Genomic DNA, 23952 nt, shown 5'->3' with positions numbered 1-23952 from the left:
GTCCTTGCCCGAGCCAGTGCCTCAGAAGTGAGGAGACACGACAGGACGCACAACCCCCGGCCAGTAGGCCCCCATCCTCGTCGAGTACGCCGGCCCGAGGCGGTATCTCAGCTCCCGAAGGGAGCCAGGCTCGGAATCGGTAGCGCCCCGGCGAAGGCCAGGATGAAGAACACGGTGCCAATACCCAGTACGGCCATCACCAGGTTCCTTCTGCCGCTGTCGCTGGGGGTGAAGGAGTTGATCATGTGCGCGCCACCGCGTCGCGTCGCCGCCCCCCACGGCGCCAGCCACAGGATGAGAAGGTACGAGGCGACCTCGGTGAAATAGATGATGTAGATGCGACTAGCAGGGGGGAACGATCCGAGGACCACGGAGTCGTCGTTCACCGCACCCGTCCGATAGGCGACCGAGACGATGACGACCGCGCTCCCCAAGGCCAGGAGAAAAGCAAAGCCAACAGACACCAGCGAGCGCACCAGGTACCACGGACTCATCGCCCACATGCGGGAGCTGTCCGACGGCGAGGTGCCGCCGCGCTGGAGCCGGCTCCAACGCCGAGCATCCTGGGCCCGTCCCACAGCACCGGCGACCACGGTCAGAATCGCCGCGACAATCGCCATCCACCCCGGTCTGACGATCCCGATCGAGGACAGCATGAACCACAGGGCCAGCATCACCAGCGGACGACGCGCCGGCTCCTGCGCCCACTCGGGCAGCTCGCCCGGGCGTCTGGGTGTGTTGAACGCGCCGACCTGTGCACCTGAGGCGCCCGTTGCCATCGGTCCTGTCATCGCACCGGCCGGCGGCGCAGCCGTCGGACCGGTGACGGCCTGGGAGTAGCCGGGCTGATACGCCATCGGATGCTGCGTCGGATGCTGCCCCGAGTAGGGGAACATCGGCACCTGCCCGGATGGCGCCGGCCGCGGGTAGGCGCCCGACGAGGCTGCAGGGGCAGGAGCAGGAGCGCTCATGCCGTACTGCGTCGACTGCACCCCCCTCGAGGGCATCGCCGAGCTGCCCTGGTACCAGGAACGCGGCGGGATGGCCGGCGGGGGCTGAGCGGAGGCACCGGAGGCGGCCGGCGGCGTTGCGTAACCGAATCCGCCCTCCGCGCCGGAGGGCGCGGAGACGGGGCTGCCGTATGCGGCCGGGGAGGCCGAGGTCGCGCTGCGAGCATCGCGAGGCGACCCCGGGGCCGAGCCGTAGCCCGGGACGAAGGTGCTGGTGCTCCGCTCCAGCTCACTGAACTCCGGCCCCTCGTCCTCGGGCCCCAGGAGCCGGTCGACCGCCTCCTGCCCGGTCCCGCCCTCGGCGATCTCATCGAGCACCTCCAGCAGGCCGTCCGGGTTCAGCCGGTTCTCCGCCTCAGGGGCCAGTGCCGCCGTGAACGCCCGGGCCAGCGCCGGGTTCTCCTCCTCCAGGTTGCCCAGCTCCGGGGTGCCCGCGTAGACGCGCCGGAAGACCACCTGCCAGGCACCCGAACCGAAGGGCGCCAGCCCGGTGACGGTGAACAGGAGCACGCCCGCGCAGGCGTACCAGTCGACGTCGGCATTCGGCTCCTCGCCGTCGAGCATCTCCGGAGGGATGAATCCCGGCGTGCCCGTGACCTGGCCGGTCTGCGTGAGCCGGACGTCGTCGGCCACCTGTGCGATGCCGAAGTCGATGAGAACCGGCCCCTGGGCACCGAGCATGACGTTGGAGGGCTTGAGGTCACGATGGATGACGCCGGCGGCGTGCACCGCGCGCAGCGAGTCGACCAGCCCGTGGGCCAGGTCGGCCAGGTCGCGGGCGTCAGTGGTCAGGTCGTAGACACCCTCGTGCTCCACCTCGTGCTGCAGGGTGGGGCCCTCGATGAGCTCGGTGATGACGAAGGTGATGCCCTGGGAGCCGTCCCCGGTCTCGATGTCCAGGATGCGCGCCACGCGCGTGTCCCTCACCCGGGCCAGGACACTGGCCTCCCGGTCCAGGCGGCGCCGAGCCGTGGGGTCCGCGGCGATCTGGGGGTGGAGGATCTTCATGGCCACGTGGCGGCCACCCTCATCGGTGGCCTCCCACACGACGCCCATGCCTCCGGCGCCCAGGCGACGCAGAAGCCGGTAACCCCCCACCAGGGTGCCGGCGCGCAGCCTGCTCAGGGTGACCGGCTCGCCCGGGTGCGCGTCGAAGTTCTGCGTCATGCCCCCCACAGTACCGGCCTGAATCTCCTCACGGGTGCCCCGTACCTGTGGGGCTCTTCGCCCGACTGTGGGCCATATCGCGGGAGTAAGGCCAGCCGTGGAGCCACTTCGCCGACAGCGGGGCGGCTCGTTCCCGACGGCGGGGACGGGGAGACCTCCACCGACCGCCTCCTTAGCGGGACGGGGCGAGCCGCCGTCGGCCGTCACCGGCCTGCCGCCGACCCGCCACCGATACGCCACCGGTCCCGACGACGGTCTTTCGCCGCCATCGCCGGAGAAGACCTCCCTGACTATTTGCTGTGAATCGCTGGTCAAAGCGGGAAACCTGTGTCAAGATGAGCCCGTCCGCGGTCGAACGGCTGACCGCGGCACGTGTCAATGCGGACACGCATCGGCACCTTTCACGACGGATCGTCCGGCACGTACCTGCCGGTGAAGGGAAGCACCACTCATGGCAACTGTGACTTTCGAGAACGCCACGCGCGTTTACCCGGGCAATGACCGCCCCAGCGTGGACTCTCTCAACCTCGAGATCGCCGATGGCGAGTTCCTCGTACTCGTTGGCCCCTCCGGCTGCGGTAAGTCCACCTCCCTGCGCATGCTCGCGGGCCTGGAGGACGTCAACGCCGGTCGTATCCTCATCGGTGACCGCGACGTCACCGATGTTCAGCCCAAGGACCGTGACATCGCCATGGTCTTCCAGAACTACGCGCTCTACCCGCACATGACCGTGCACGACAACATGGGCTTCGCCCTGAAGATCGCCGGCACCCCCAAGGCCGAGATCGACAAGCGCGTGCGCGAGGCCGCCAAGATCCTCGGCCTGACCGAGTACCTGGACCGCAAGCCCAAGGCGCTCTCCGGTGGTCAGCGTCAGCGTGTGGCCATGGGGCGTGCCATCGTGCGCAAGCCCAAGGTCTTCCTCATGGACGAGCCGCTGTCCAACCTGGACGCCAAGCTCCGTGTGCAGACCCGTACCCAGATCGCCTCGCTCCAGCGCTCGCTGGGCGTCACCACGGTCTACGTCACCCACGACCAGACCGAGGCCCTCACCATGGGTGACCGCATCGCGGTCCTCAAGGACGGCGTGCTCCAGCAGGTCGGCACCCCGCGCGAGATGTACGACCACCCCGCCAACGAGTTCGTCGCCGGCTTCATCGGCTCGCCGGCCATGAACCTGGGGCAGTTCACGGTCAAGGACGACGTCGCCACCGTCGGCGCCGCCAAGATCCAGCTGTCCAAGGCGACCCTGGACGCCATCACTCCCGAGGACGGCGGCAAGGTGACCATCGGGTTCCGCCCCGAGTCGCTCGACGTCGTCTCCGCCCAGGACGAGCACTCCATCCCGGTGCGCCTGTCCTTCGTCGAGGAGCTGGGCTCCGACGCCTACATCTACGGTGAGCTCGTCGGTGCCGAGGACTCCGAGGCCAAGCTCGGCTCCGGTGAGGACTCCAGTCAGATCATCGTGCGGGTGCCCCCGCGTACCGCCCCCGAGCCGGGCGAGACCGTCTACGTGCGGATCCGCCCCGGCCAGGAGCACATCTTCTCCGCCTCCACCGGCAAGCGCCTGCCTGCCTGAGGATGCTGAGCACGACGGCGCCGTTCCCCTGCCGGGGGCGGCGCCGTCGTCGCGTTCACCGAGGCGGACCGGGGCGGTGACGACCGCGCCCGGTGGGAGCGGCTCCAGCGCCGACGTAAGAAGTGTGGTCGGCGGCTCATGTCTTGATAAGCAAAATGGATTCTGGCCTGAAAGAATGACCTCATGTCCCAGTCCATGAAGATCACGGCGGCAACGATTGATCCGGCGCTGCTCGACCTCCCCTGGGAGACGGCGCTGGAGGAGTGGCCCACCGAGGTCCTCGCCGCGCTGCCTCGTGGTCTGTCCCGCCACATCGTGCGCTTCGTCAACCTCTCCGAGCGCGTCATCGCGGTCAAGGAGATCGGCGAGACCGTGGCTCACCGCGAGTACGAGCTCCTGCGCGACCTGCTGCGGTTGGGGGCGCCCTGCGTGCACCCGACCGCGGTCATCACCGGCCGCAGAAGCGTCACCGGCGAGGAGCTCAACTCGGTGCTCATCACCGAGCACCTGTCCTACTCCCTGCCCTACCGGGCGCTTTTCAGCCAGTACATGCGCCCGGAGACCGCCACCCGACTCATCGACGCGCTCGCGGTGCTGCTGGTGCGCCTGCACCTGCTGGGCTTCTACTGGGGGGACGTGTCCCTGTCCAACACGCTCTTCCGCCGCGACGCCGGGGCCTTCGCCGCCTACCTGGTGGACGCCGAGACCGGCGAGCTCTACCCCGAGGGGCTCACCGACGGCAAGCGCCTCTACGACATCGATATCGCCCGCACCAACATCATCGGCGAGCTCATGGACCTCCAGGCCGGCGCGCTGCTGGAGCCGAGCGTGGACACCATCGAGGTGGGGGACCGGATCGTCAGCCGCTACACCGAGCTGTGGGACGTCCTCACCGCGGAGGAGTCCTTCTCCATGGACGAGCGCTGGCGCCTGCGCCAGCGGGTCCAGAAGCTCAACGAGATGGGCTACGACGTCGCCGAGCTCACCATGGACACGGACTCTCAGGGCAACCACATCACCATTCAGCCCAAGGTCGTCGACGCCGGCCACTACCACCGGCAGGTGATGCGACTGACCGGCCTTGACGTCCAGGAGCGCCAGGGTCAGCGCATGCTCAACGACCTGGAGGCCTACCGGGCCATGTCCGGGCGCAGCGACGACCCCATCGAGCTCGTGGCCCACGCCTGGCTGGCGGAGGTCTTCGAGCCCACCATCCACTCCGTCCCCGTCGAGATGCGCCGCAAGCTCGAGCCCGCGGAGATCTTCCACGAGATCCTCGAGCACCGCTGGTACATGTCCGAGGCCCAGGACCGCTACGTCACCACCCAGGAGGCGGTGGATGACTACGTGGCCACGGTGCTGCCCCAGCACCGTGACGAGCGGGCCTACCTGGGGGTCGGGGACACCCAGGAGATGGAGGCGATCGTCGTCGGCGACGACATCGACGAGCCGGTACCCGATGACGACGCCGAGTTCGCCGCCCGCGACGAGCAGACCCTGGCCGACTACGCCGCCAACCCCTACGGCTTCACCGCCGGCATGAAGTTCAAGGGGGAGTAGGCGCATTCTGCAGGCCGGACGGTGCGACGGCGCCAGCACCGGTGGCGTCCACCCGGTTGATAGTCTGACCCCGATCAGCGGAGGCGATGAGAAGAGCCGTGAAGGGGATATGAGCGAGGACGTGTCCGCATTCCAGGCCCTGCCCGGGGCGACGCCGGAGAGCAGCGCCTTCATCGACCTGTACTTCGACACGTCTGTTCGCCTCTATTTCACAACTCATGTCAATCTTCTTGTCAATGGTTGGCGGGTGCGGCTGCCCTACGAAGGTGCGATAAGGGTCGCTGTCGCCCCGGGGGCGGTGTCGGTAGTGCTTGATATTACGTTGCTCTTCATTTCAAAACCGCGGCTGGATTTCATCGTGCAGCCCGGCCAGGTGGTGCCAGTCTTTTATCGTGCCTCCCATATCAAGGGAGATCCTGGATCGCTGACCTTCACGAAACTTGAAGGGCGTTCCCCCTCAGAGAGCCGGCGGATACGAGCGGTAACGATCTTCTTCGCGGTTCTTGCTGTTTCAACTTTGGTTCCTATGTTATTTGTCTGGCTGTTCATATGGTTAATATATAGTGCGATGAGCTGACGAGGTGTTGGGATGAGTGGGAATAATCTTGGTTTACAGGCTCTGCCCGGGGTGGCGCCGTTCCTGTAGCCACTGCGCATAGGTGGGACCCGCTGCAGGGACGTCGTCGCCGGGAACCAGTGCGCCGCGACGGAAGGCGAGTCCCCACCCGGTGGGGACCACCAGGGGAACCGGCCTCGCCGTGAGGCTCGGCAGCTGTGCGGTCATCTCCCACAGCGTCATGACCTCCGGTCCTGCGACCTGGTAGGTCTGGCCGTCGGTCTCACTCAGGGCTGCTCGGGCCACCGTCTCGGCGACGGAATCGAGGCTGACCGGCCGCATCCTCATCGAGGGAACGAGTGAGACGGGCCCGTAGCGCATGCGCTCCATGTTCTGCTCGGCGAACTCGAACCACTGGGTCGAGCGAACCAGTGACAGGCGCCTGCTCGACTCGAGAGCAAGCCGCTCCTGCGCGCACTTGCCCGCAAAGTAACCGTAGCCCTGCACCTCCGGAAGGTCGCAGTTGACGATCGACAGCAGGACGTGCCTGGCGCCCAGGGTGTTCGCGGCCGCCGATACGGCGCGGGTCGAGCGTGTGAAGAACTCGGTGGCGACCCTCTTGCTGGTGGTGAACCGTCCGGTGGCCTCCACAATGACGTCCGCGCCGGATAGCGCGGCAGCTCCGTCGTCGTGCAGGACGTCGAAGCCGGTACGGCGCGAGTGCAGTGTCACCTGCGCCCCGGCCTCCTGCAGGGCTCGCTTGATGGCTTTTCCTGAGTCATCCGCTCCGACAACTGCCACCTTCACTGCGGTCGCCTCCTCATGGTCCGGTCTGGCCGTCACGTGGATCTCTATGATCATAGAGTGTTCTATGATCATAGAGATCCACGTGGTTGGAAGGCAAGGAGCAGGTACGATGGGGCGCAGGGAGCACATTGGTGACGCTGGGGTCAGGCTCATCGCCCGTGATGGGGTGCATGCCCTCACTCATCTGCAGGTCGACACGGAGGCGGGACTGCCCCGCGGGTCGACCTCCTACTACGCCCGGACTCGCCGTGATCTGCTGGCGCTCGTGGTCAACCGCCTCTCCGATGGCTCACAGGCTGACATCAACGACCTTGAGGTCCCCGCGTCCGTCAGCCGGCAGGAGGCCGCCGAGATCGTCGTCGGCATCCTGAAGCACATGGCGCGGCGTGCGGACGCCCAGGCCGCGCGTGGGGCTTTGCTGTTCGAGCTGCGCGACGACGTCGAGCTCCGGGAGCTGCTCACAGCAGAAGCGCCGGTCAGGCGGCCTCTGACGAGTCTGGCCGAGCGGATACTCGTTGCCGCGGATGTCGACCAGGCCTCTGTTCACGCTTCCGACCTAGTGGGGCTGGTGGACGCCCTGCTCATGTACCAGGCGGCCAAGGCGGCACCCGTGGACGCCCGCAAGGTGCTGAGGGCCTACCTCGAGGGGCTTGGTCGACCGGCCTGCTCCGCGGCGTGACGCTTCTAGGCGCCGAGCTCCTCGGCGACCAGAGCCATCTCCTCGTCGGCACGGCGGCGCAGCTCGCGGTGACGCGTCCAGGAGGCCAGCGAGACCTCGGTGATGGCGTCCACCAGCAGGAAGGCCCCCACGGCCGCCATCCCGCCCGGGATGCTTCCGGTTGAGCGACGACGGCGCACGGCGGCCCCCACGAGCGCCCCGCCCAGGCCCGCCTCGAGCAGCGCGGCGCCCCGCACCGCCCACGGCTTGTCCGTCACCGTGCGCACGTAGCCCTGCCAGAAGGCCGAGCCCGGGGTCGAGGGGTCGGCCAGCAGCAGGCCCACGCTGCGGCCCACCGCGTTGGACAGCCCGCGCGGCTCGTGCACGACGACGCCGGGAACCTCCACCGGCGCCAGGCGGCCGGTGAGGACCTCCAGCACCCAGTCGGGCAGGCCCAGGGCCTGAAGCATCGCGGCGAAACCGTCGATGCCGGGCTGGACGATGGCGGCGGCCGCTGCCTCCAGGTCCGCGCCCGGGACGGCGTCGACGATCCCCGACGCGTCGGTCAGGTCCGCCAGGAGCTCGTCCACCAAGGACCTCAGGGCTGGGCCGGGCTCCTTGACCCCGCCCCACACGTAGCGCGACGTCATGCCCCAGGAGAAGACCGCGTCGTCCTCGGGGTCCCCAGTGGGGATGGCGCGGATGGACATGTCCTCGGAGTCGGAGGTCAGCACCAGGGCCGGCAGGGACTCCTCGTCCCAGCCGAAGGTGCCCAGCTCCGTGCCCTCACCGGAGTACATGACGATGCGGCGGTCCAGGCTCGGCGTCGAGGCCACCGCCAGGGGCCGCTCCAGCAGGGTGGCCTGCAGCGGCACCATGTAGGCGCTCATCGGGGAGATCACGACGGTGCGGGCGCTGGCCGAGCCGTGGTGGGAGATCGTGGGCAGCTCGACGTCATCGGGCAGGGCGTTGAAGGTCGCCGGCCCCACGGCGACGTCGGCCGTGAACTCCCGGGCCAGGGACTCCACGAGCTCACTGACGCGCGGACCGGGCACAACGCCCCCGCGCGAGGGCGGCGTCACCGCGACCCGGCCCTCGACGTCGGTCATGAGGGTCAGGCTGAGCAGGTGGGTGGTGGCCGGGAACCACTCCAGGCGCACGACCACCCCGCGCGAGGCAAAGGCGTCGGCGACCGCCTCCGGCGTCGTGCCCGGCGCGATGAGCACGCCGTCGGTGCGGTTCCAGCGCTGTGAAGCGTCCTGGGCCATGGGGACCTCCTGTGGATCGGATGCGGCCCATTGTGTCAGCAACGGGGCCGTCATGGGGAAGTGTAAACCGGGTGCTTTCGACCGGGGTGGCCGGATCGGCCGGCTCTGCCGGGTCAGCAGGCTCCGCCGGGGCCGGCCGGCCCTGAGCAGAGGTGCGGATCAGCTGCCGCTGGCGGCGGCCCGGCGCCGCAGGCGGTCGACCTCGTAGAGGCTGATGCCCGTGGCCACGGCCGCGTTGAGGGACTCCACGCTGCGGCTGATCGGCACCGAGACCAGCACGTCGCAGGTCTCTCGCACCAGGCGGGACAGGCCCGCGCCCTCCGCGCCGGTGACCAGCACCAGGGGCGAGTCGGCCAGGGTGAGGTCCTCGACGGCGGTGCTGCCCGAGCCGTCCAGGCCGACGACGAAGCAGCCCTCCTTCTTCAGCTGCTCCAGGGCGCGCACGAGGTTCGTCTCCCGGGCCACGCGCACCCGGGCGGCAGCGCCGGCCGACACCTTCCACACGGTGGCGTTGACACCCACCGAGCGGCGCTCGGGGATGATGACGCCGTCGGCCCCGAAGGCCCCGGCGCTGCGCAGGACCGCGCCGAGGTTGTGGGGGTCGGTCACCTGGTCCAGGGCCACGAGCAGCGGTGTGCGGCCCAGGGCTCTGGCGCGCTCCAGCAGGTCGCGGGCGGTGGTGTACTCGTAGGCGGGCACCTCGATGGCCACGCCCTGGTGGGCGGCGGAGTCGGTCAGGGCGTCCAGGTCCAGCCTGGTGGTCTCCAGCACCGGGGCGCCCAGCAGGGCGGCGCGGCGCACCACGGCGCCCAGGCGCTCGTCGGACTGGGCGGAGACCGCCATGAAGACCCGGGTGATGGGCACCGAGGCGTAGGCGGCCTCGGCCACGGCATTGCGCCCGCACAGGATCTCGTGGCCCTCGGGCACGTCGAAGCGGCGCTTGATCTTCTCCAGCTGCTTGGCCCGGGTGGGCTGGGCGGCCCGGGCCTCGGCGCGGGCCTTCGCCCGGGCCTTGGGATGACCGACGCGGTTCTCCGCGCGCGGGGTGGGGCCCTTGCCCTCCAGGCCCTTGCGGCGCTGGCCGCCGGAGCCCTTCGTGGGGCCCTTCTTCGAGCCGGGGCGGCGCTTGGCGCCGGGGTACTGCTCGTTGCCGGGCATCCGGCCTCCTGTTCGTGACGGTGCGAGTTGCTCAGTAGTGGATGGTGGGTGGGCCGCTCAGGCCAGGTGCCAGCGGGCGCCCGAGGGCGAGTCCTCGACGACGACGCCGGCCCCGCTCAGCTTGTCGCGCAGGGCGTCGGCGCGCGACCAGTCCTTGGCGGCGCGGGCCTCGGCCCGCTCATCAAGGTCATGGCGGACGAGCCGGTCGAGGGCCTCCATGGCGGCGCCGCCCTGGGAGGAGCCGACGCCGTCGAGCACCCGGGCGCGCCAGGGCTCGGCCAGCGGGTCCAGGCCCAGGACGTCGAGCTGGGCGCGCAGGTCCAGGACGAGACCGATGACGGTTTCTCCGAGACTCTCGCTGGCAGTCACGTGAGTCTCTCCGAGAGGCTTGACCTCCCCCCTGAGAACCTCTTTGTCGACGGTATCAATGCGGGACAGTGCCACGTTGAGGGCCTTGAGGGTGGCATGGACGACCGCCATGGCGCCGGCCAGGTTGAGGTCCTCATCCATGGCGGCCGTGAACTCGGCAGGCAGGGCACGGGCGCGCACCTGCTCGGCGGGGGCTTCGACGGGGTTGGTGCCTCCGTCGTCGCAGAACTCGTAGGCCCGCAGGATCGCGCCGGACAGGCGCTCCCACAGGGCGGCGGCGTCGGCCAGGGTCTCATCGGAGAACTCCACGGTGGAGCGGTGGTGGACGGTGCCCAGCGCCAGGCGCAGCACGGCGGCGTCGTAGCGCTTGAGCAGCTCGGCCACCACCAGGGAGTTGCCCAGCGACTTGCTCATCTTCTCGCCCTTGATGGTCACCCAGGCGTTGTGGACCCAGTGGCGCGCGAAGCCCCAGCCTGCGCCGTGGGACTGGGCCTGCTCGTTCTCGTGGTGCGGGAAGCGCAGGTCGATGCCGCCGCCGTGGATGTCGAAGGTCTCGCCCAGGTAGCGGCGCGACATGGCCGAGCACTCCAGGTGCCAGCCGGGCCGGCCCCGGCCCCAGGGGGCGCCCCAGGCGGCGTCGGCAGGCTCGGTGGGCTTGGCGGCCTTCCACAGGGCGAAGTCGCGCGGGTCGCGCTTGTCGGCCTCGACGTCGTCATCCAGCTGGGACTCGTCCTCGGTGGTGGCCAGGTCCTCCAGGCGCTGGTTGGTCAGCGAGCCGTAGTCGGGCAGCGAGCGCACGTCGTAGTAGACGTTGCCGGACTCGCCGATGTAGGCGTGGCCGGCGTCCAGCAGGCGCTGGACCAGGTCGATCATCTCGGGGATGTGGCCGGTGGCGCGCGGCTCATAGGTGGGGGCGGCCACGCCCAGGGCGCGGTAGGCGGCGTCGAACTCCCGCTCGAAGCGCTGGGCCCAGGCCCACCAGGGCACCGGAGGCTCGGCGGCGGCCGACTTGCTGAGGATCTTGTCGTCGATGTCCGTGACGTTGCGGATGAGGCGGACCTCCTGACCGCTGCGCTCCAGCCAGCGGCGCAGGACGTCGAAGGCGATGCCGCTGCGCATGTGGCCGATGTGGGGCGAGCCCTGAACGGTGGCACCACACAGGTAGATCGTCACCAGGCCGGGGGTGGCCGTGGGGGCCAGCGGCACGATCGCGCGGGCGGCGGAGTCGTACAGACGCAGGGCCGGCGCGTCCGCGCGGGCGGGGGAGGCGACAGGGCCCGTGGACTCAGGGGGCTCAGTGGGGGTGGTGCTCACGGGCACAGGCTACCCGGCCGCCCGCCACCGGTGTCCACTGGGACCAGGGCTTTTTCCCGAGGCTCACGGACGGGCTCCGGTTCCTGGCCGGCTGCTCGCATGGTGCGCGCAGGACGCCATCCCCTCGTCCGCGTGGCTGACGGCTGGGGCTTACGGCTCCAGAGCCGGCGCGAGTGCGCACGTCAATGACGCGTCAGCCCCGGTTCACGGCGTCGGGCACCGGGTAGACCAGGGCGGTGGCCACGGCGAGCAGGCCCTCGGTGCGGCCCAGGAAGCCCAGGTGGTCGGTGGTGGTGGCGGTGAAGGATACCTGGGCGGAGGCGGCCTCGGACAGTGCCCGGGAGGCCTCGGCGGAGCGTGCGGCCACGCGCGGGCGCTCGCCCACGAGCTGGACGGCGATGTTGCCGATCTCGAAGCCGGCCTCACGCACCCGGCGGGCGGCCTCGCTCAGGAGCGTGGTCCCGGAGGCGCCCTTCCACCGGGGCTCGGCGGTGCCGAAGTTCGAGCCCAGGTCGCCCAGGCCGGCGGCTGAGAACAGGGCGTCGCAGCAGGCGTGGGCGACGACGTCGCCGTCGGAGTGGCCGGCCAGGCCCACCTCGCCGGGCCACTCCAGGCAGGCCAGGTGCATGGGGGTGCCCGAGTCGGGGGCGGCGAAGGCGTGCACGTCGGTGCCGATGCCGGTGCGCGGCAGGAACCGGGCGATCTGGTTCAGGTCGATCGTGGCCGGGCCGGCCGCGTGGCGGGCCCGGGAGCGTGCCTGGGGCTGCGAGCCGGAGGCGGTGTCGCCGAGGGCGGCGTGAGCGGGCTGGGCGGAGTGTTCCGACTGGTCTGGCTGGCGTGCGGACATGGGGCCGTGTCTACCAGATGGGGCCCGGCCGTGTTCCGAGCGGCCCGGCCTGGTCGGCAGGTGCCCGGCGCCGGCCCCCGACGCTTAGGGCAGGCGCCAGTCCACGGGGGCGGCCCCCATCTCAGTGAGGATCGCGTTGGCGCGGCTGAAGGGGCGCGAGCCGAAGAACCCGCGCGAGGCCGACAGCGGCGACGGGTGCGGCGAGGCGATGATGGGCGTCTGCCCCAGCATCGGGGTCAGCGACTGCGCCGGCCGCCCCCACAGGATCGCCACGAGCGGGCCGCCGCGCTCCACCAGGGCCTCGATCGCCCGCTGCGTCACCTTCTCCCAGCCCCAGCCCTTGTGGGAGGCCGGCGCCCCCGGGCGAACGGTGAGCACCCGGTTGAGCAGCATGACGCCCTGCTGGCACCACGGCGTCAGGTCCCCCGACGTCGGCCGGGGCACGTCCAGGTCACTGACCAGCTCACGGAAGATGTTCTCCAGGCTGCGCGGGGGCTTGACTCCGGGCGCCACCGAGAAGCTCAGCCCCATGGGGTGGCCCGGGGTGGGGTAGGGGTCCTGGCCGACGATGAGGACGCGCACGTCGTCCATCGGGTAGGTGAAGGCGCGCAGCACGTCGGTCCCCGCCGGGAGGTACCCGACGCCGGAGGCCACCTCCTGGCGCAGCCGTTCCCCGATCTCATGGACCGTGGGCTCCACGGGGGCCAGGGCGCGCGCCCAGGAGGGATCGATGATCTCGGACAGGGGCTTGGCGGATGTCACGCTGCGAGCCTAACGGCCCACCGGCGGCACCTGCAGGATCTTGCCGGACCAGATATCACGGCCTTGTGAGCCGGACGTGGTGAGCAATACCCGACGAATGACGCGCGGACCGGTATCTTGTGGGCGTGAGCAACTATGACTACCCCGAGGACGAGTTCGACGTCGGCGATGATGACGGCCCGGTTCCCGTGGGCGTGCATCGAGCCCAGGTGCCCCGGTGGCGCAGCTGGGTGCCGCTGCTGGCGATCATCATCATTGTCCCGGCGCTCGCCTGGGGCGCGGTGACGCTGATTATCAACGGGAAGCGGATCTGGGAAACCTTCAGCGGCTCCTCGGACGCGGTCTCCTCCACTCAACCGGCCCAGGGCGGACAGGCCGCCGGCAAGAAGGACGAGGGCAAGAAGGACGCCGCCGCCTCGGCCAAGCCCAGCGCGTCGGCCAGCGCCTCGGGCAACGTGGACTTCAACACCAAGGTCATGGTGTCCAATGGGACGTACACCGACGGCCTGGCCAAGGGGGCCAGTGAAAAGCTCACCAACGGCGGCTTCACCGCGGTGGAGGTCATCGCCGGGGTCTACGAGAACGCGGAGCCGACCACGTCGACGGTCTACTTCAGCTCCCCGGAGGCCCGCCCCGCCGCCGAGGAGGCCGGCAAGCGCCTGGGGATCAGCAACGTGGTGGAGGGCACCCCGGAGAACACCCAGGGTGCCCCGGTCGCGGTCATTCTGCGTGACGACTACAAGCCGCAGTAAAAAAGGGGCATGAGGCCACTGGCGCTTCCCGGGCGTCGTCGGGTCCTGACTCTCGCCGCGGCGGTCCCGCTCACCGCCGCCGCGGCCTTCTGGGGCGGCTCGCACCTGGTGAGCCGTGGCCGCCGCACCCCGACCCTGCTGAGCAACGGTCTCGTCGTGGGCGGGGGAGGGGCCCTGTACCCCCTGGCCCCGGGCGCCACGGTCGCCTACGTCCCGGGCACCCGCCTTCCCGAGGTCCCCGAGCCCCGGGGCCTGACCACCTCACAGCGGGATGCCCTGGTCCGTCAAGCGCTCGCCCGCCGCAAGGCGGCCCGCCTTCCCGAAGGCAGGTGGGCGGACCTGGCCGACGGCGCCCTGACCGATCTGCTGGCCCTGACCGGTCCTGCGCTCATGGCAGGCCCGGTCGGCCCTGCCACCCGGCCGACGACCTCACCGGCTCCCATCCCCGCTCCCGCCACCGGCACCGCTCCCGCGACCACCGGGCCTGCTGACCCTGAGGGCAGTGAGGTCCGCGACCCCCTCCCGCAGGGGGCGGACGTCTTCCCGTCGGGCGCGGTCGTGGCGGCGCCCGTGAGCATCTGGCGCTACGTCTGGCCCCGGGACGCGGCCTTCGCGGCGGCCGCCCTCAGCGCGGTGAACCTGCCCGACGAGGCCCTCGGCGTCCTGGGCAACCTGGCCTCCTGGCAGCGGTCTGACGGCGGCTTCGAGGCCCGCTACACCAGCAGCGGTCAGGTACCGGACAACCGCCCCGCCCAGACCGACGGCGCCGGATGGTTCCTGTGGGCCGCGGGCAGGCTCCTGGCCGACGGCGTGCCCGCCGCCACGCTGCGTGACCGCCTCGGTGCGCCCCTGGCGCGCTCCACCGCCCGGCTCCTGAGGCTCACGGGCACGCCCTCGCGCCTGCCCTCGGCCTCGCCCGACTACTGGGAGGTCGCCGAGACGGTCCTCACCCTGGGCACGGCCGCCCCGGTGCTCCTGGGGCTCGAGGCGGCGACGTCGCTGACCCGGGCCGGAGTCGACCTCGGCGCCCCCGTGGAGGGGCTGGCCGACCGGGTGACGGCAGTGCGCAGCGCCATGGAGCGCAACTTCGCCCCCACCTGGGGCCGGCACCTGCGGCGCGACGACGTCGACGCCGCCATCGCCCTGGTCCTGCCGCCCTTCACCCGACCGCTGGCCGGGGCTCGCGCGGTGCGGCAGACGGCTGCCGCACGCATGCGACGCCCCGCCGGAGGGCTCGCCCCCGGGTCCGGCTGGCGCGATGACGGTGTCTCCTGGACGCCGGAGACCGCCCTCATGGCCTGGTCGGCCCTGTCGCTGGGGATGGAGGAGGAAGGGGCCCGGCTGCTGTCGTGGCTCGAGGCGCACCGCACCGGCGCCGGAGCCCTGCCGGAGAAGGTCGTGGCCGACGGCGCCCCGGCGGGTCCCGCGCCCCTGGCCTGGACCTGCGCGCTCATCCTGCTGGCCACCGCCTCGCGGGCCTCCGACCCGCCCTCATGACCCGGATCGCCGCCTCGGGACGGGACCGCCCGCGGGCCCGGCGCCATTCCCTGCTTCGCCGTCGGAGGATTCAGTGCCGATGAGAACTGAGCTCCTTGCACTCAAGGGCTGAGAGTGCCAGCATTGCGGTTAGCACTCGGGCTCCTCGAGTGACAAAGCATCCTTGAATGCACCAAGTTCATCCAGGCTGGAACGTGAGGACCGGCACCGGGCGTGACGTGAACGCCCGGGACCGATCCGTCCGTCGCGGGCACGAACCGGCCGCCCCTACCACGCAGTGGAGGAAACTCAATGTCCAAGATCATCGCCTTCGACGAGGAGGCCCGCCGCGGCATGGAGCGCGGCCTCAACACCCTCGCCGACACCGTCAAGGTCACCCTGGGCCCCAAGGGCCGTAACGTCGTGCTCGACAAGAAGTGGGGCGCTCCTACGATCACCAACGACGGCGTGACCATCGCCAAGGAGATCGAGCTCGAGGAGCCCTACGAGAAGATCGGTGCCGAGCTCGTCAAGGAGGTCGCCAAGAAGACCGACGACGTCGCGGGTGACGGCACCACCACCGCCACCGTCCTGGCCCAGGCCCTGGTGCGCGAGGGCCTGCGCAACGTCGCCGCCGGCGCCAACCCGATCGCCATTCGCCGTGGCATCGAGAAGGCCGTCACGGCCGTCGTCGAGCGTCTGCTCGCCGACGCCAAGGAGGTCGAGACCCAGGAGGAGATCGCGGCCACCGCCTCCATCTCCGCCGCCGACGAGCAGATCGGTGCCTTCATCGCCGAGGCCCTGGAGAAGGTCGGCCACGAGGGCGTCGTCACCGTCGAGGAGTCCAACACCTTCGGCCTCGAGCTCGAGGTCACCGAGGGGATGCGCTTCGACAAGGGCTTCATCTCCCCCTACTTCGTCACCGACCCCGACCGCCAGGAGGCCGTCCTGGAGGACGCCTACGTCCTGCTGGTCGAGTCCAAGATCTCCAACGTCAAGGACCTGCTCCCGCTGCTGGAGAAGGTCATGCAGACCGGCAAGCCGCTGGCCATCATCGCCGAGGACGTCGAGGCCGAGGCCCTGGCCACCCTCGTCGTCAACCGCATCCGCGGCACCTTCAAGTCCGTGGCCGTCAAGGCCCCCGGCTTCGGTGACCGCCGCAAGGCGATGCTGCAGGACATGGCCATCCTCACCGGCGGTACGGTCATCTCCGAGACCGTCGGCCTCAAGCTCGAGAACGCCACCCTGGAGGACCTGGGCCAGGCCCGCAAGGTCGTCGTCACCAAGGACGAGACCACCCTGGTCGAGGGCGCCGGCGACAAGGAGGCCATTGACGCCCGCGTCGCCCAGATCCGCCTCGAGATCGAGAACTCCGACTCCGACTACGACCGCGAGAAGCTCTCCGAGCGTCTGGCCAAGCTGGCCGGCGGCGTGGCCGTCCTCAAGTCCGGTGCCGCCACCGAGGTGGAGCTCAAGGAGCGCAAGCACCGCATCGAGGACGCCGTGCGCAACGCCAAGGCCGCCGTCGAGGAGGGCATCGTCGCCGGCGGTGGCGTCGCCCTGCTCCAGGCCGCAGAGGCGCTCGACTCCCTCGAGCTCGAGGGCGACGAGGCCACCGGTGCCGCGATCGTCAAGGTCGCCGTGGAGGCCCCGCTCAAGCAGATCGCTGCCAACGCCGGCCTTGAGGGCGGCGTGGTCGTGGACCGCGTGCGCAACCTGCCCACCGGTGAGGGCCTCAACGCCGCCACCGGCGAGTACGTCAACCTGCTGGCCGCCGGCATCGCCGACCCGGTCAAGGTGACCCGCTCCGCCCTGCAGAACGCCGGCTCCATCGCCGGTCTGTTCCTGACCACCGAGGCCGTCGTGGCCGACAAGCCCGAGCCCCCGGCCGCTCCGGCCGAGGGTGGCGCCGGCGACATGGGCGGCATGTACTGATCGACGTGACTCCCTGCGAGCCAGTCATCACCCGGTAGCCCGGCCGCGACGTCGGCCGGCCCCGGGAACCGCGGCGGGCCGTCTCTCACGCACGTGAGGGGCGGCCCGCCGCCGTGTCCGTTCCGTGGCGGGTGCTTGTCCGTGCCTGGTAGGCCCCTGTCGGCAGACCTTGATGTGCGGCCGCTGAGGCCGTGAGGCGGCGGAGTCCTCGCAGGTCCGCAGGCGTCGGCTCCTACCAGGCGCCCAAGGGCGCGGAGCCCGTGGCCGGAGCGGGCGCGGGAGCCGGCGCCGAGGTGGCGAAGCGGCTCCGGTTGGAGGTCTCGGCGTCGTCGTAGCAGACGGCGGCGTTGTCCAGGGCCAGGCTGATCTGGTCGAGGTTGGACTGCACCTGGAGCTGGGTGAGGTGCCAGTCGGCCGCGCAGGCGGCCATGGAGTCCGACGCCGTCCCGGTCCAGCAGGACTGGAGCAGGCCGATGTCGCCCCGCATGCCATCGACCTCGGTCTGGATCGTCGCGATACGGGCACGGGTCCGGGCGGCGGTGTCGGTCACCGCCGCGGTGTCGACGGAGTAGGTGGGCATGAGGGGCGTCCTTTCGTGAGAGGCGGCCGGAGGGCCGTGCGCGGTGCGCTGGTGGTGCGGCGAGGTGCGCGCTGTGCCTCTCACGGTAGGGCGCTGGCCGGGTGGCGTACCGGGCGGGCAGCCGGCCCTGTGGAGCGGGCCCGCGGATCGTGGCCTGTGGCCCCGCAGAACGCGGGCGGTCCCTGGCGGAAGAGCCTCCCGGGTGTCTCAGAGCTCCCCGGCGCCGTCGTCGATGATCTCCTCGGTGATGGGGGTGATCTCGCCGGTACGGGCCTCGCGCAGCTCCTTGGCCTCCTGGGTCTTGGCCCGCAGCCTCTCCGTGAGCTTGTCCCGCTCGGCCTGGACCCGGGCGCGGCGGTCCTCGGCCTCGTCGGAGCGGTTGCGTGAGCACATGAGCAGGTCCAGGTCCGCGATGCACGACTCCATGGAGGCCGTGTGCGTCATCGCTTCCTCCCCGTCCTTGTCCTCGCGCGCCTCGCCCCGCTCGGCAGGCGCCTCGGCAGGGCGGTGCGCTGAGGCCACGGCTGGAACCCCACGGGCGGGAGTGCGCGGCGACGACGTGCTCGACGGGGCGGAGGGTGCTGCTGACGGCGCCGACGACTCTGAGGGCACTGAGGGTATCGGGGATGCCGGAGAGGCGGCCGTCGTCGCGCTCGGCGCCGGTACGGTGGACCTCAGGGCCCTGAGCTCGGTGGGGTCCAGACGCAGGGTGTCGCCGTCCTGGGCGGGGCCGATCATGGGGTGCTTGGTGGGCAGCGCCTGGAAACCCAGCGGAGGGGTTCGGGGGGCGCGTTCGGCGGTCTCGTCCGGCCGCCCGGGAACCCCGGCGACCCCGGGAACGAGGCCTACGGCGGCGGAACCGGCCAACGGGGTTGCCGGGGCGGTGCGCGCCGGCTCCTGAACGGCTCCGGCCTCAGGAGCCGCCTGATCGGCCTGCGGATTCTGCCCACCCTGCTCCTCGGCAAGCTTGGTGAGCTTCTCGTTGAGACGTCGCTGCTCGGCCGCCAGGTTCTCCCGGGCCGGGTGCTCCCAGCGCTCGCCCAGCGGTGAGTGGAAGAGGTGCTCCCTGTCCAGGAGCCGGGAGACGATCGTCAGGCGGCCGCGCAGGTACTCCTCCACGGGGATGTGGGAGTACTCCTCGCGCAGCAGCCGCACGTACTCGGCGTAGGTCTGGGGGTCCACGGCCAGGGTCCCCAGGTCGGCGTCGATGAGGGCCTGGGCGTCGATGTCGTGCTCGTCGAGCATGTGCCGCTTGAGGTTGACAATGAGGCAGCACACCCGCTTGATTGTCTCCATCGGAACGCCCAGGTGACGCAGGTCGGCCTCGGCGAAGGCCGCCGAGGCGGTCTCATCCTCGCCGCCGTTGCCGCGGATGACCTCCTCGACGTCGGAGGAGAAGACGCAGCCGTGGTACCAGCAGGCGACCCGCATGATGTCCGGGTTGTGCGACTCCTCGGCCAGCTCGTCGACGCGCGCGAGCATGTCGATGAGATGGCGAAGGTTGTGGAAGCGACGGTCCGGTGTGGACCAGCGCTCGATGAGGAGCTCGCCGGCGGAGCCGATCGCCTCTGGGGGCTGCGTGGCGCCGATCGCCCTCACCGAGCGGGTGAAGGCCGGTAGGAGCCATTGCGGTGCGTCGATGACACCCATGGGTCAGTCTCCGTGTTGGAAATGGAACGCGTGCCATCGTAGGACTGTCCTCGCCGCGACGTCGACGTGACACAGTGTCTCGCGTGCCACTCTTGTGATTCTCGCGGGTCGCGGGACTCCCATGAGGCGCGATGGCGGGGTCTACCAGGCCGGTGCGGGCGGCAGCTCGATGTGGACGGTGGCGCCGCCTCCGGGGGTCTGGAGCATCTGGACCGTGCCCTTGTGGGCGGCCACGATCCCCAGCACGATCGCCAGCCCCAGGCCGGATCCGCCGGTCTCCCGGTTGCGGGAGGTGTCCGAGCGGTAGAAGCGCTGGAAGACCTTCTCGGCCGCCTCCGGTGGCACGCCGTGGCCGTGGTCGCGGACCTCGACGACGACGACCGGCGGCGTCGTCGGGCTGGTGCGCGGGGGCGCCATGCCGATGGCGATCTCCACCGGCGTCCCGGAGGGCGTGTGGCGCACCACGTTGCCCAGCAGGTTGGTGAGGATCTGAGAGAGGCGGTCGCGGTCGCCGATGACCTGGAGCGAGGGGGCCTCCATGCCGGCGGCCTCGTCGTGGGGGTCGAGGGGGATGAGGGCGCAGTCGCGCTCGGGGGCCAGCACCATCATGTCGCTCAGGGCGCCGGCGGCCAGATCGGTGAGGTTGACCGGCTCCATCGACATCTCCCGGCCCTCGTCGATCCGGGCCAGCTGGAGGAGGTCGTCGACGAGGCGCCCCATCCGGTTGGACTCGGTCTCGATGCGCCCCATGACCTCACCGGTCTTGTACGCGGGCACCCCGCCCATGCGGTAGAGCTCGCCGTAGCCGCGGATCGCGGCCAGGGGGGTGCGCAGTTCGTGGGAGGCGTCGGAGACGAAGCGCGTCATCCGCTCCTGAGCCACGACCTGGGCCGCGAAGGCGCTCTCGTTCTGGGCGAGCATCGTGTTGATCGCCCGCTGCAGCGAGCCGACCTCCGTGGTGCGCGGTTCGGTCACCAGGATGCGGGCGGACAGGTCGCCGTGGGCGATTCGGGCAGCCACTCCCTCGATCTGGCGCAGGGAGCGGAACGAGCGGTGAACCAGGTAGGTGGCGAAGATGGCGCCCACCGAGATGATCAAGACGTCGGCCAGCGCCACCACGAGGCGGGTGCGCTCCACGGTCTCCATGACGTCGCTCAGCGGGAGGGCCAGGCCTATGGCGCCGGTGTACTCCCCGGTATCCGGGTTCTGGATGAGCGCGGTGATCATCCGCCACTGGCGGCCGGGCTTGTCGGAGTTGACCGTGATGATATCGAAGTTGCCTGTGTCAGCGTGTGTCAGGGCCCGCCGGTAGTCCAGTCCCTTGATCTGGGGCCGGCCGTACTTGGCAGCGGTGTCGGCCGAGATCCACTCCCCGTTGCGGCTGGCGTCGAGGAACTCCGCCTTGACGTAGTAGTTCGAGGGGATGTCGCTGGGGATACGGCCCTCGCGGAGCTGAGCCAGGAACTGCCCTCCCACGGGTCGTGCCGTGGAGCGCAGCTGACTGTCGATCTGCCCCATCATGTGGCTGTAGAGCAGTGAGGTCACCACGAAGGAGACGACGATGAGCCCGATGGCGAGCAGGCCGGTGGTCATGAGGGTCAGGCGCGTGCGCAGCGGCATCGCCTGCCAGGGGCGCTGGATCGCGGTGAGCGGGTGCCATCGGCCCCGTTTGATCGGGCGGTGCTGCTTACCGGGCGACTTGGCCGGGCGCGTGCTCCCCCCACGCGCCGCTGCCATCACTCGGCCTTGGGTTCGCGAAGCATGTAGCCGACTCCGCGACGAGTCTGGATGAGCGGAGTGACGGGCTGGCCGTCAGCGCCCTGGATCTGATCCACCTTGCGGCGCAGGTAGGAGATGTAGGACTCCACGATCGCGGCGTCACCGTTCCAGTCGTACTCCCAGACGTGGTCGAGGATCTGCGCCTTGGACACGACGCGCCCGGCGTTGAGCATGAGGTAGCGCAGGAGCTTGAACTCGGTGGGCGACAGGTCCACCTCGACCTCGGCGCGGTACACCTCGTGGGCGTCCTCGTCCAGGATCAGATCGGCTACGCGCACGACGCCGTCGTCCTGGTTCTCAATGGCGTGGGTGCGGCGCAGGATGGCACGAATGCGGGCGATGACCTCCTCCAGCCCGAAGGGCTTGGTGACGTAGTCGTCGCCGCCGACGGTCAGGCCCTGGACCTTGTCCGCCATGTCGTCGCGGGCGGTCAGGAAGAGGATCGGGGTGGTCACGTCACGTTCACGCAGGCGCCGTGCCACGGTGAAGCCGTCCATGTCGGGCAGCATGACATCAAGGACCACCAGATCCGGGGATGTCTTCTCCACCGTCTTCAGGGCGCCGTTGCCGTCGCCTGCGATCGAGACCTCGAAGCCTGCGAAGCGCAGGGACGAGGCCAGCAGGTCGCGGATGTTGGGTTCATCGTCGACGACAAGGAGGTGAGCTTCGGTGCGGGACTGCTGGGAACGCTCCATGAGTCTCACCATTCCTTCAGTTTCTGGTCGTTTCCTGAATGAGTTCCGAATGGTCGCTGTTGATAGGTCAAGTGGTTGGTGTGACCTCGAACCAATTGTAGACCCGGGGAGTCTTGGAAATCCCACAAAACTGGGGAACTGTGTGGTTGTTGCTTGAACAGAGGCAGCAGCCGGCGACTCCTCGGTGAGTCGGCCTGTGACATGAAACGGGGCGGCGACAGGTGCCGCCGCCCCGCCGTCGGGTCAGAGGAAGGCGAGTGGGTCGAAGTCCTCCAGCGGGATGATGCACACGCGCGGCAGCGGGATGGTGAAGGCCTTGACGTCACTCTCCAGGTCGTAGATCGTCAGGCCCTCGCCCTCCAGGCCGGCCAGCTGGGCGTTGAGGAACTCGCGGAAGCACAGGATCCCCACCTTGGCGCCGGCCTGCAGGAGCCGCTCGATGTGGGGGATGTAGTCGCCGTCATGGCTGCCCAGCAGGACGTGGGCCTCCTGGCCCGACTCGACCCGCTCGGCCAGCGCCTCCAGGGTGCGCTGAATACCGATGTCGACGACCTTCTCCTCATTGCTTCCGGACCCGGCCAGCGGCACGGGGCGATAGTCCATGGCCAGCAGGGCCTGGATGAAGCTCATGGGCATATGGCCGCTGGTGGCGTTGAGGAAGAACAGGGCTCGTGCCTCGTCCCCCTCACCCTCGGTGGCGTCAGCGGAGGACAGTTCATCGCAGTATGCGAGGACCCGGTCCCAACGGGGCCGCTCCTCAGGTTCGGGACGCCGCCCCAGCACGCTCATGCCGAGAGTGGCGTCAATGTTCTCGCCATCGACGAGAAGATAAGTCGGTACGCTCATGAGGCTCATGCTACCGGTCATGGAGTCCAGTAGCCTCCGGCGACGCTCGAAGACACCGCACCGATACCGGCCGGCGTCGTGGAGCACGAAGCCGCCCGGCACTCACCAGGACGATGAGGACCGGGCGGCTTGCGGCCGATGCGCCTGCGCGGCGCGGTCGGGTCAGTAGGAGGACTTCTCCTCGCCGACCGGCTGACCCTGGTTCTTCAGGGCCGCGAAGGCGGCGTTGATCGCGTCGTCGTCACCGTCGGTGATCTGGGCGGGGGCCTGCTGCGGAGAGGCCTGCAGCTCCGGGTTCTGCCCGGACTTCAGGGCCGCCAGCCGGGCCTCGGCCTCCAGGCCGGCGCCGGAGGCCTCGAGCTCGGCGAACTGGGACTCCAGGGAGGATCCGGCCAGCTCCATCTGCCCGGCGGCCTGGGCCTCGACCCGACGCACCTGGTCCTCGTAGCGGGACAGGTCGCTGGTGGGGTCCAGGACGTTGATGGAGCGGATGGCGCCCTGCACCTTGACCTGGGCCTCGGCGGTCTTCTGGCGGGCGATGAGCTGGTCGCGCTTGGAGCGCAGCTCGCCGAGCTTGACCTCCATCTGCTGCAGACCGGTCTTGAGCTGCTCGACGACCTGGCGCTGGGAGGTGATCATCGGCTCGGCGGCCTTGGCCTCGTTCTCCGCCGTGATCTGCTTGGTCAGCGCGATCTTGGCCAGCGAGTCCCACTTGTCCGCGCCGGCCGTGTCGCCGCCGCTGCGCAGTTGGTCGGCCTTGCGGGAGGCGGCCAGGGCCTTGTTGCCCCAGTCCTTGGCCTCGGCGACGTCGGCGTCGTGGTCCTTCTCCGCCAGACGCAGGTTGCCGATCGTCTGGGCGACGGCGTCACGGGCCTCGGCAATGGACGCCGTGTAGTCCCGTACCAGCTGGTTGAGCATCTTCTCCGGGTCCTCAGCGCGGTCCAGGAGCGCGTTGACGTTGGCGCGGGTGAGCTGGGCGATGCGTCCCAGGATCGACTGCTTCTCAGCCATGGTTGTTCGTCCTTCCGTCGGGCTGCGACGTCGGTGTGGGCAGATTGTGGGCAGATTGTGGGCAGGTATGGGCAGATACGGACTCGGTGCTTGCCGGGTGCTTGCCGGGTGGGCCGGGCGGATCAGGCGTTATGATCGCAGGTCCCCGCGCCCGGAGTCACGCGGGCGGGGGC

General features: G+C 70.2%; 20 protein-coding genes. 7 read left to right on the top strand and 13 right to left on the bottom strand.

The annotated features are described in order from the left end of the window. Positions 1-107: 107 nt before the first annotated feature. A complete protein-coding gene (locus FBF36_RS12295; protein ID WP_138137649.1) occupies positions 108-2177 on the bottom strand; it encodes a serine/threonine protein kinase in 2070 nt (689 codons plus the stop codon). 451 nt (positions 2178-2628) lie between these two features. On the opposite strand from FBF36_RS12295, the gene FBF36_RS12290 reads away from it, so the two are divergent. The 3 genes from FBF36_RS12290 (at position 2629) to FBF36_RS12280 (ending at position 5893) form a co-directional block, all read left to right on the top strand. Next, positions 2629-3756 (top strand): ABC transporter ATP-binding protein, encoded by a 1128-nt coding sequence (locus FBF36_RS12290; protein ID WP_009396149.1) that lies wholly within the window; start codon positions 2629-2631, stop codon positions 3754-3756. Positions 3757-3939: 183 nt separating this feature from the next. Further along, positions 3940-5316, top strand: coding sequence for a DUF4032 domain-containing protein (locus tag FBF36_RS12285; protein WP_009396147.1), 1377 nt, complete (start codon positions 3940-3942; stop codon positions 5314-5316). 109 nt (positions 5317-5425) lie between these two features. Beyond that, positions 5426-5893 carry a hypothetical protein gene (locus FBF36_RS12280; protein ID WP_009396145.1) on the top strand — a complete coding sequence of 156 codons (468 nt, stop codon included), beginning with the start codon at positions 5426-5428 and terminating at the stop codon, positions 5891-5893. A 33-nt stretch (positions 5894-5926) separates the two neighbouring features. On the opposite strand, the gene FBF36_RS12275 is transcribed toward FBF36_RS12280, so the two are convergent. Continuing rightward, on the bottom strand, positions 5927-6679 hold the full coding sequence (locus FBF36_RS12275) for an SDR family oxidoreductase (protein WP_034492170.1): 753 nt from the start codon (positions 6677-6679) through the stop codon (positions 5927-5929). Positions 6680-6788: 109 nt separating this feature from the next. Between FBF36_RS12275 and FBF36_RS12270 the strand changes: the two genes are divergently transcribed. After that, a complete protein-coding gene (locus FBF36_RS12270; protein WP_009396141.1) occupies positions 6789-7358 on the top strand; it encodes a TetR/AcrR family transcriptional regulator in 570 nt (189 codons plus the stop codon). Positions 7359-7363: 5 nt separating this feature from the next. Here the strand turns inward: FBF36_RS12270 and FBF36_RS12265 are convergent, their stop codons facing one another. The 5 genes from FBF36_RS12265 to FBF36_RS12245 form a co-directional block, all read right to left on the bottom strand. Continuing rightward, the gene (locus FBF36_RS12265) at positions 7364-8605 is read right to left on the bottom strand and encodes a hypothetical protein (protein WP_075376093.1); all 1242 of its coding nucleotides are present in this window, start codon (positions 8603-8605) and stop codon (positions 7364-7366) included. Between the two features lie 159 nt (positions 8606-8764). Further along, positions 8765-9763: a 23S rRNA (guanosine(2251)-2'-O)-methyltransferase RlmB gene (gene rlmB, locus FBF36_RS12260; protein ID WP_138137647.1), complete on the bottom strand. Its 999-nt coding sequence runs from the start codon at positions 9761-9763 to the stop codon at positions 8765-8767. Between the two features lie 57 nt (positions 9764-9820). Continuing rightward, the gene (gene cysS, locus FBF36_RS12255) at positions 9821-11446 is read right to left on the bottom strand and encodes a cysteine--tRNA ligase (protein ID WP_138137645.1); all 1626 of its coding nucleotides are present in this window, start codon (positions 11444-11446) and stop codon (positions 9821-9823) included. A 193-nt stretch (positions 11447-11639) separates the two neighbouring features. Next, positions 11640-12293 carry a 2-C-methyl-D-erythritol 2,4-cyclodiphosphate synthase gene (ispF, locus tag FBF36_RS12250; RefSeq protein WP_009396944.1) on the bottom strand — a complete coding sequence of 218 codons (654 nt, stop codon included), beginning with the start codon at positions 12291-12293 and terminating at the stop codon, positions 11640-11642. A gap of 84 nt (positions 12294-12377) precedes the next feature. After that, positions 12378-13055 carry a uracil-DNA glycosylase gene (locus tag FBF36_RS12245; protein WP_075376096.1) on the bottom strand — a complete coding sequence of 226 codons (678 nt, stop codon included), beginning with the start codon at positions 13053-13055 and terminating at the stop codon, positions 12378-12380. A gap of 119 nt (positions 13056-13174) precedes the next feature. On the opposite strand from FBF36_RS12245, the gene FBF36_RS12240 reads away from it, so the two are divergent. The 3 genes from FBF36_RS12240 (at position 13175) to groL (ending at position 17218) form a co-directional block, all read left to right on the top strand. Then, a complete protein-coding gene (locus tag FBF36_RS12240) occupies positions 13175-13807 on the top strand; it encodes a LytR C-terminal domain-containing protein (protein WP_009396947.1) in 633 nt (210 codons plus the stop codon). Between the two features lie 9 nt (positions 13808-13816). Beyond that, positions 13817-15304 carry a glycoside hydrolase family 15 gene (locus FBF36_RS12235; RefSeq protein WP_138137643.1) on the top strand — a complete coding sequence of 496 codons (1488 nt, stop codon included), beginning with the start codon at positions 13817-13819 and terminating at the stop codon, positions 15302-15304. Between the two features lie 291 nt (positions 15305-15595). Then, positions 15596-17218: a chaperonin GroEL gene (gene groL, locus FBF36_RS12230; RefSeq protein WP_009395009.1), complete on the top strand. Its 1623-nt coding sequence runs from the start codon at positions 15596-15598 to the stop codon at positions 17216-17218. A 232-nt stretch (positions 17219-17450) separates the two neighbouring features. Here the strand turns inward: groL and FBF36_RS12225 are convergent, their stop codons facing one another. The 6 genes from FBF36_RS12225 to FBF36_RS12200 all read right to left on the bottom strand — a co-directional run bounded on the left by FBF36_RS12225 (position 17451) and on the right by FBF36_RS12200 (position 23779). Further along, entirely contained in the window at positions 17451-17798 is a 348-nt protein-coding gene (locus FBF36_RS12225) for a WXG100 family type VII secretion target (protein WP_009395007.1), read from the bottom strand. A gap of 207 nt (positions 17799-18005) precedes the next feature. Beyond that, complete coding sequence (locus FBF36_RS12220) at positions 18006-19448, bottom strand: hypothetical protein (protein ID WP_009395005.1); 1443 nt, start codon at positions 19446-19448, stop codon at positions 18006-18008. A gap of 141 nt (positions 19449-19589) precedes the next feature. Then, entirely contained in the window at positions 19590-21185 is a 1596-nt protein-coding gene (locus FBF36_RS12215; protein WP_009395003.1) for a sensor histidine kinase, read from the bottom strand. Beyond that, a complete protein-coding gene (locus tag FBF36_RS12210; protein WP_034491699.1) occupies positions 21185-21922 on the bottom strand; it encodes a response regulator transcription factor in 738 nt (245 codons plus the stop codon). The genes FBF36_RS12215 and FBF36_RS12210 overlap by 1 nt, the downstream gene beginning before the upstream one ends. 243 nt (positions 21923-22165) lie before the next feature. Next, positions 22166-22768 (bottom strand): NYN domain-containing protein, encoded by a 603-nt coding sequence (locus tag FBF36_RS12205; protein WP_034491705.1) that lies wholly within the window; start codon positions 22766-22768, stop codon positions 22166-22168. A 162-nt stretch (positions 22769-22930) separates the two neighbouring features. Next, positions 22931-23779 carry a PspA/IM30 family protein gene (locus FBF36_RS12200; RefSeq protein WP_009394992.1) on the bottom strand — a complete coding sequence of 283 codons (849 nt, stop codon included), beginning with the start codon at positions 23777-23779 and terminating at the stop codon, positions 22931-22933. Positions 23780-23952 lie beyond the last annotated feature (173 nt).

This window comes from Actinomyces sp. oral taxon 171 str. F0337 (assembly GCF_005696555.1).
Classification (GTDB): Bacteria; Actinomycetota; Actinomycetes; order Actinomycetales; family Actinomycetaceae; genus Actinomyces; species Actinomyces oris_E.
The sequence above is the reverse complement of the archived record's forward strand: the minus strand, read 5'-3'. Positions and strand labels throughout refer to the sequence as shown.

Excerpts from the sequence above, each read along its gene's own strand:
- FBF36_RS12295 (WP_138137649.1), bottom strand. The coding sequence starts at position 2,177 with ATGACGCAGAACTTCGACGCGCACCCGGGCGAGCCGGTCACCCTGAGC.
- FBF36_RS12290 (WP_009396149.1), top strand. The coding sequence starts at position 2,629 with ATGGCAACTGTGACTTTCGAGAACGCCACGCGCGTTTACCCGGGCAAT.
- FBF36_RS12285 (WP_009396147.1), top strand. The coding sequence starts at position 3,940 with ATGTCCCAGTCCATGAAGATCACGGCGGCAACGATTGATCCGGCGCTG.
- FBF36_RS12280 (WP_009396145.1), top strand. The coding sequence starts at position 5,426 with ATGAGCGAGGACGTGTCCGCATTCCAGGCCCTGCCCGGGGCGACGCCG.
- FBF36_RS12270 (WP_009396141.1), top strand. The coding sequence starts at position 6,789 with ATGGGGCGCAGGGAGCACATTGGTGACGCTGGGGTCAGGCTCATCGCC.
- FBF36_RS12265 (WP_075376093.1), bottom strand. The coding sequence starts at position 8,605 with ATGGCCCAGGACGCTTCACAGCGCTGGAACCGCACCGACGGCGTGCTC.
- rlmB (WP_138137647.1), bottom strand. The coding sequence starts at position 9,763 with ATGCCCGGCAACGAGCAGTACCCCGGCGCCAAGCGCCGCCCCGGCTCG.
- ispF (WP_009396944.1), bottom strand. The coding sequence starts at position 12,293 with ATGTCCGCACGCCAGCCAGACCAGTCGGAACACTCCGCCCAGCCCGCT.
- FBF36_RS12235 (WP_138137643.1), top strand. The coding sequence starts at position 13,817 with ATGAGGCCACTGGCGCTTCCCGGGCGTCGTCGGGTCCTGACTCTCGCC.
- groL (WP_009395009.1), top strand. The coding sequence starts at position 15,596 with ATGTCCAAGATCATCGCCTTCGACGAGGAGGCCCGCCGCGGCATGGAG.
- FBF36_RS12225 (WP_009395007.1), bottom strand. The coding sequence starts at position 17,798 with ATGCCCACCTACTCCGTCGACACCGCGGCGGTGACCGACACCGCCGCC.
- FBF36_RS12220 (WP_009395005.1), bottom strand. The coding sequence starts at position 19,448 with ATGGGTGTCATCGACGCACCGCAATGGCTCCTACCGGCCTTCACCCGC.
- FBF36_RS12215 (WP_009395003.1), bottom strand. The coding sequence starts at position 21,185 with ATGGCAGCGGCGCGTGGGGGGAGCACGCGCCCGGCCAAGTCGCCCGGT.
- FBF36_RS12210 (WP_034491699.1), bottom strand. The coding sequence starts at position 21,922 with ATGGAGCGTTCCCAGCAGTCCCGCACCGAAGCTCACCTCCTTGTCGTC.
- FBF36_RS12205 (WP_034491705.1), bottom strand. The coding sequence starts at position 22,768 with ATGAGCGTACCGACTTATCTTCTCGTCGATGGCGAGAACATTGACGCC.
- FBF36_RS12200 (WP_009394992.1), bottom strand. The coding sequence starts at position 23,779 with ATGGCTGAGAAGCAGTCGATCCTGGGACGCATCGCCCAGCTCACCCGC.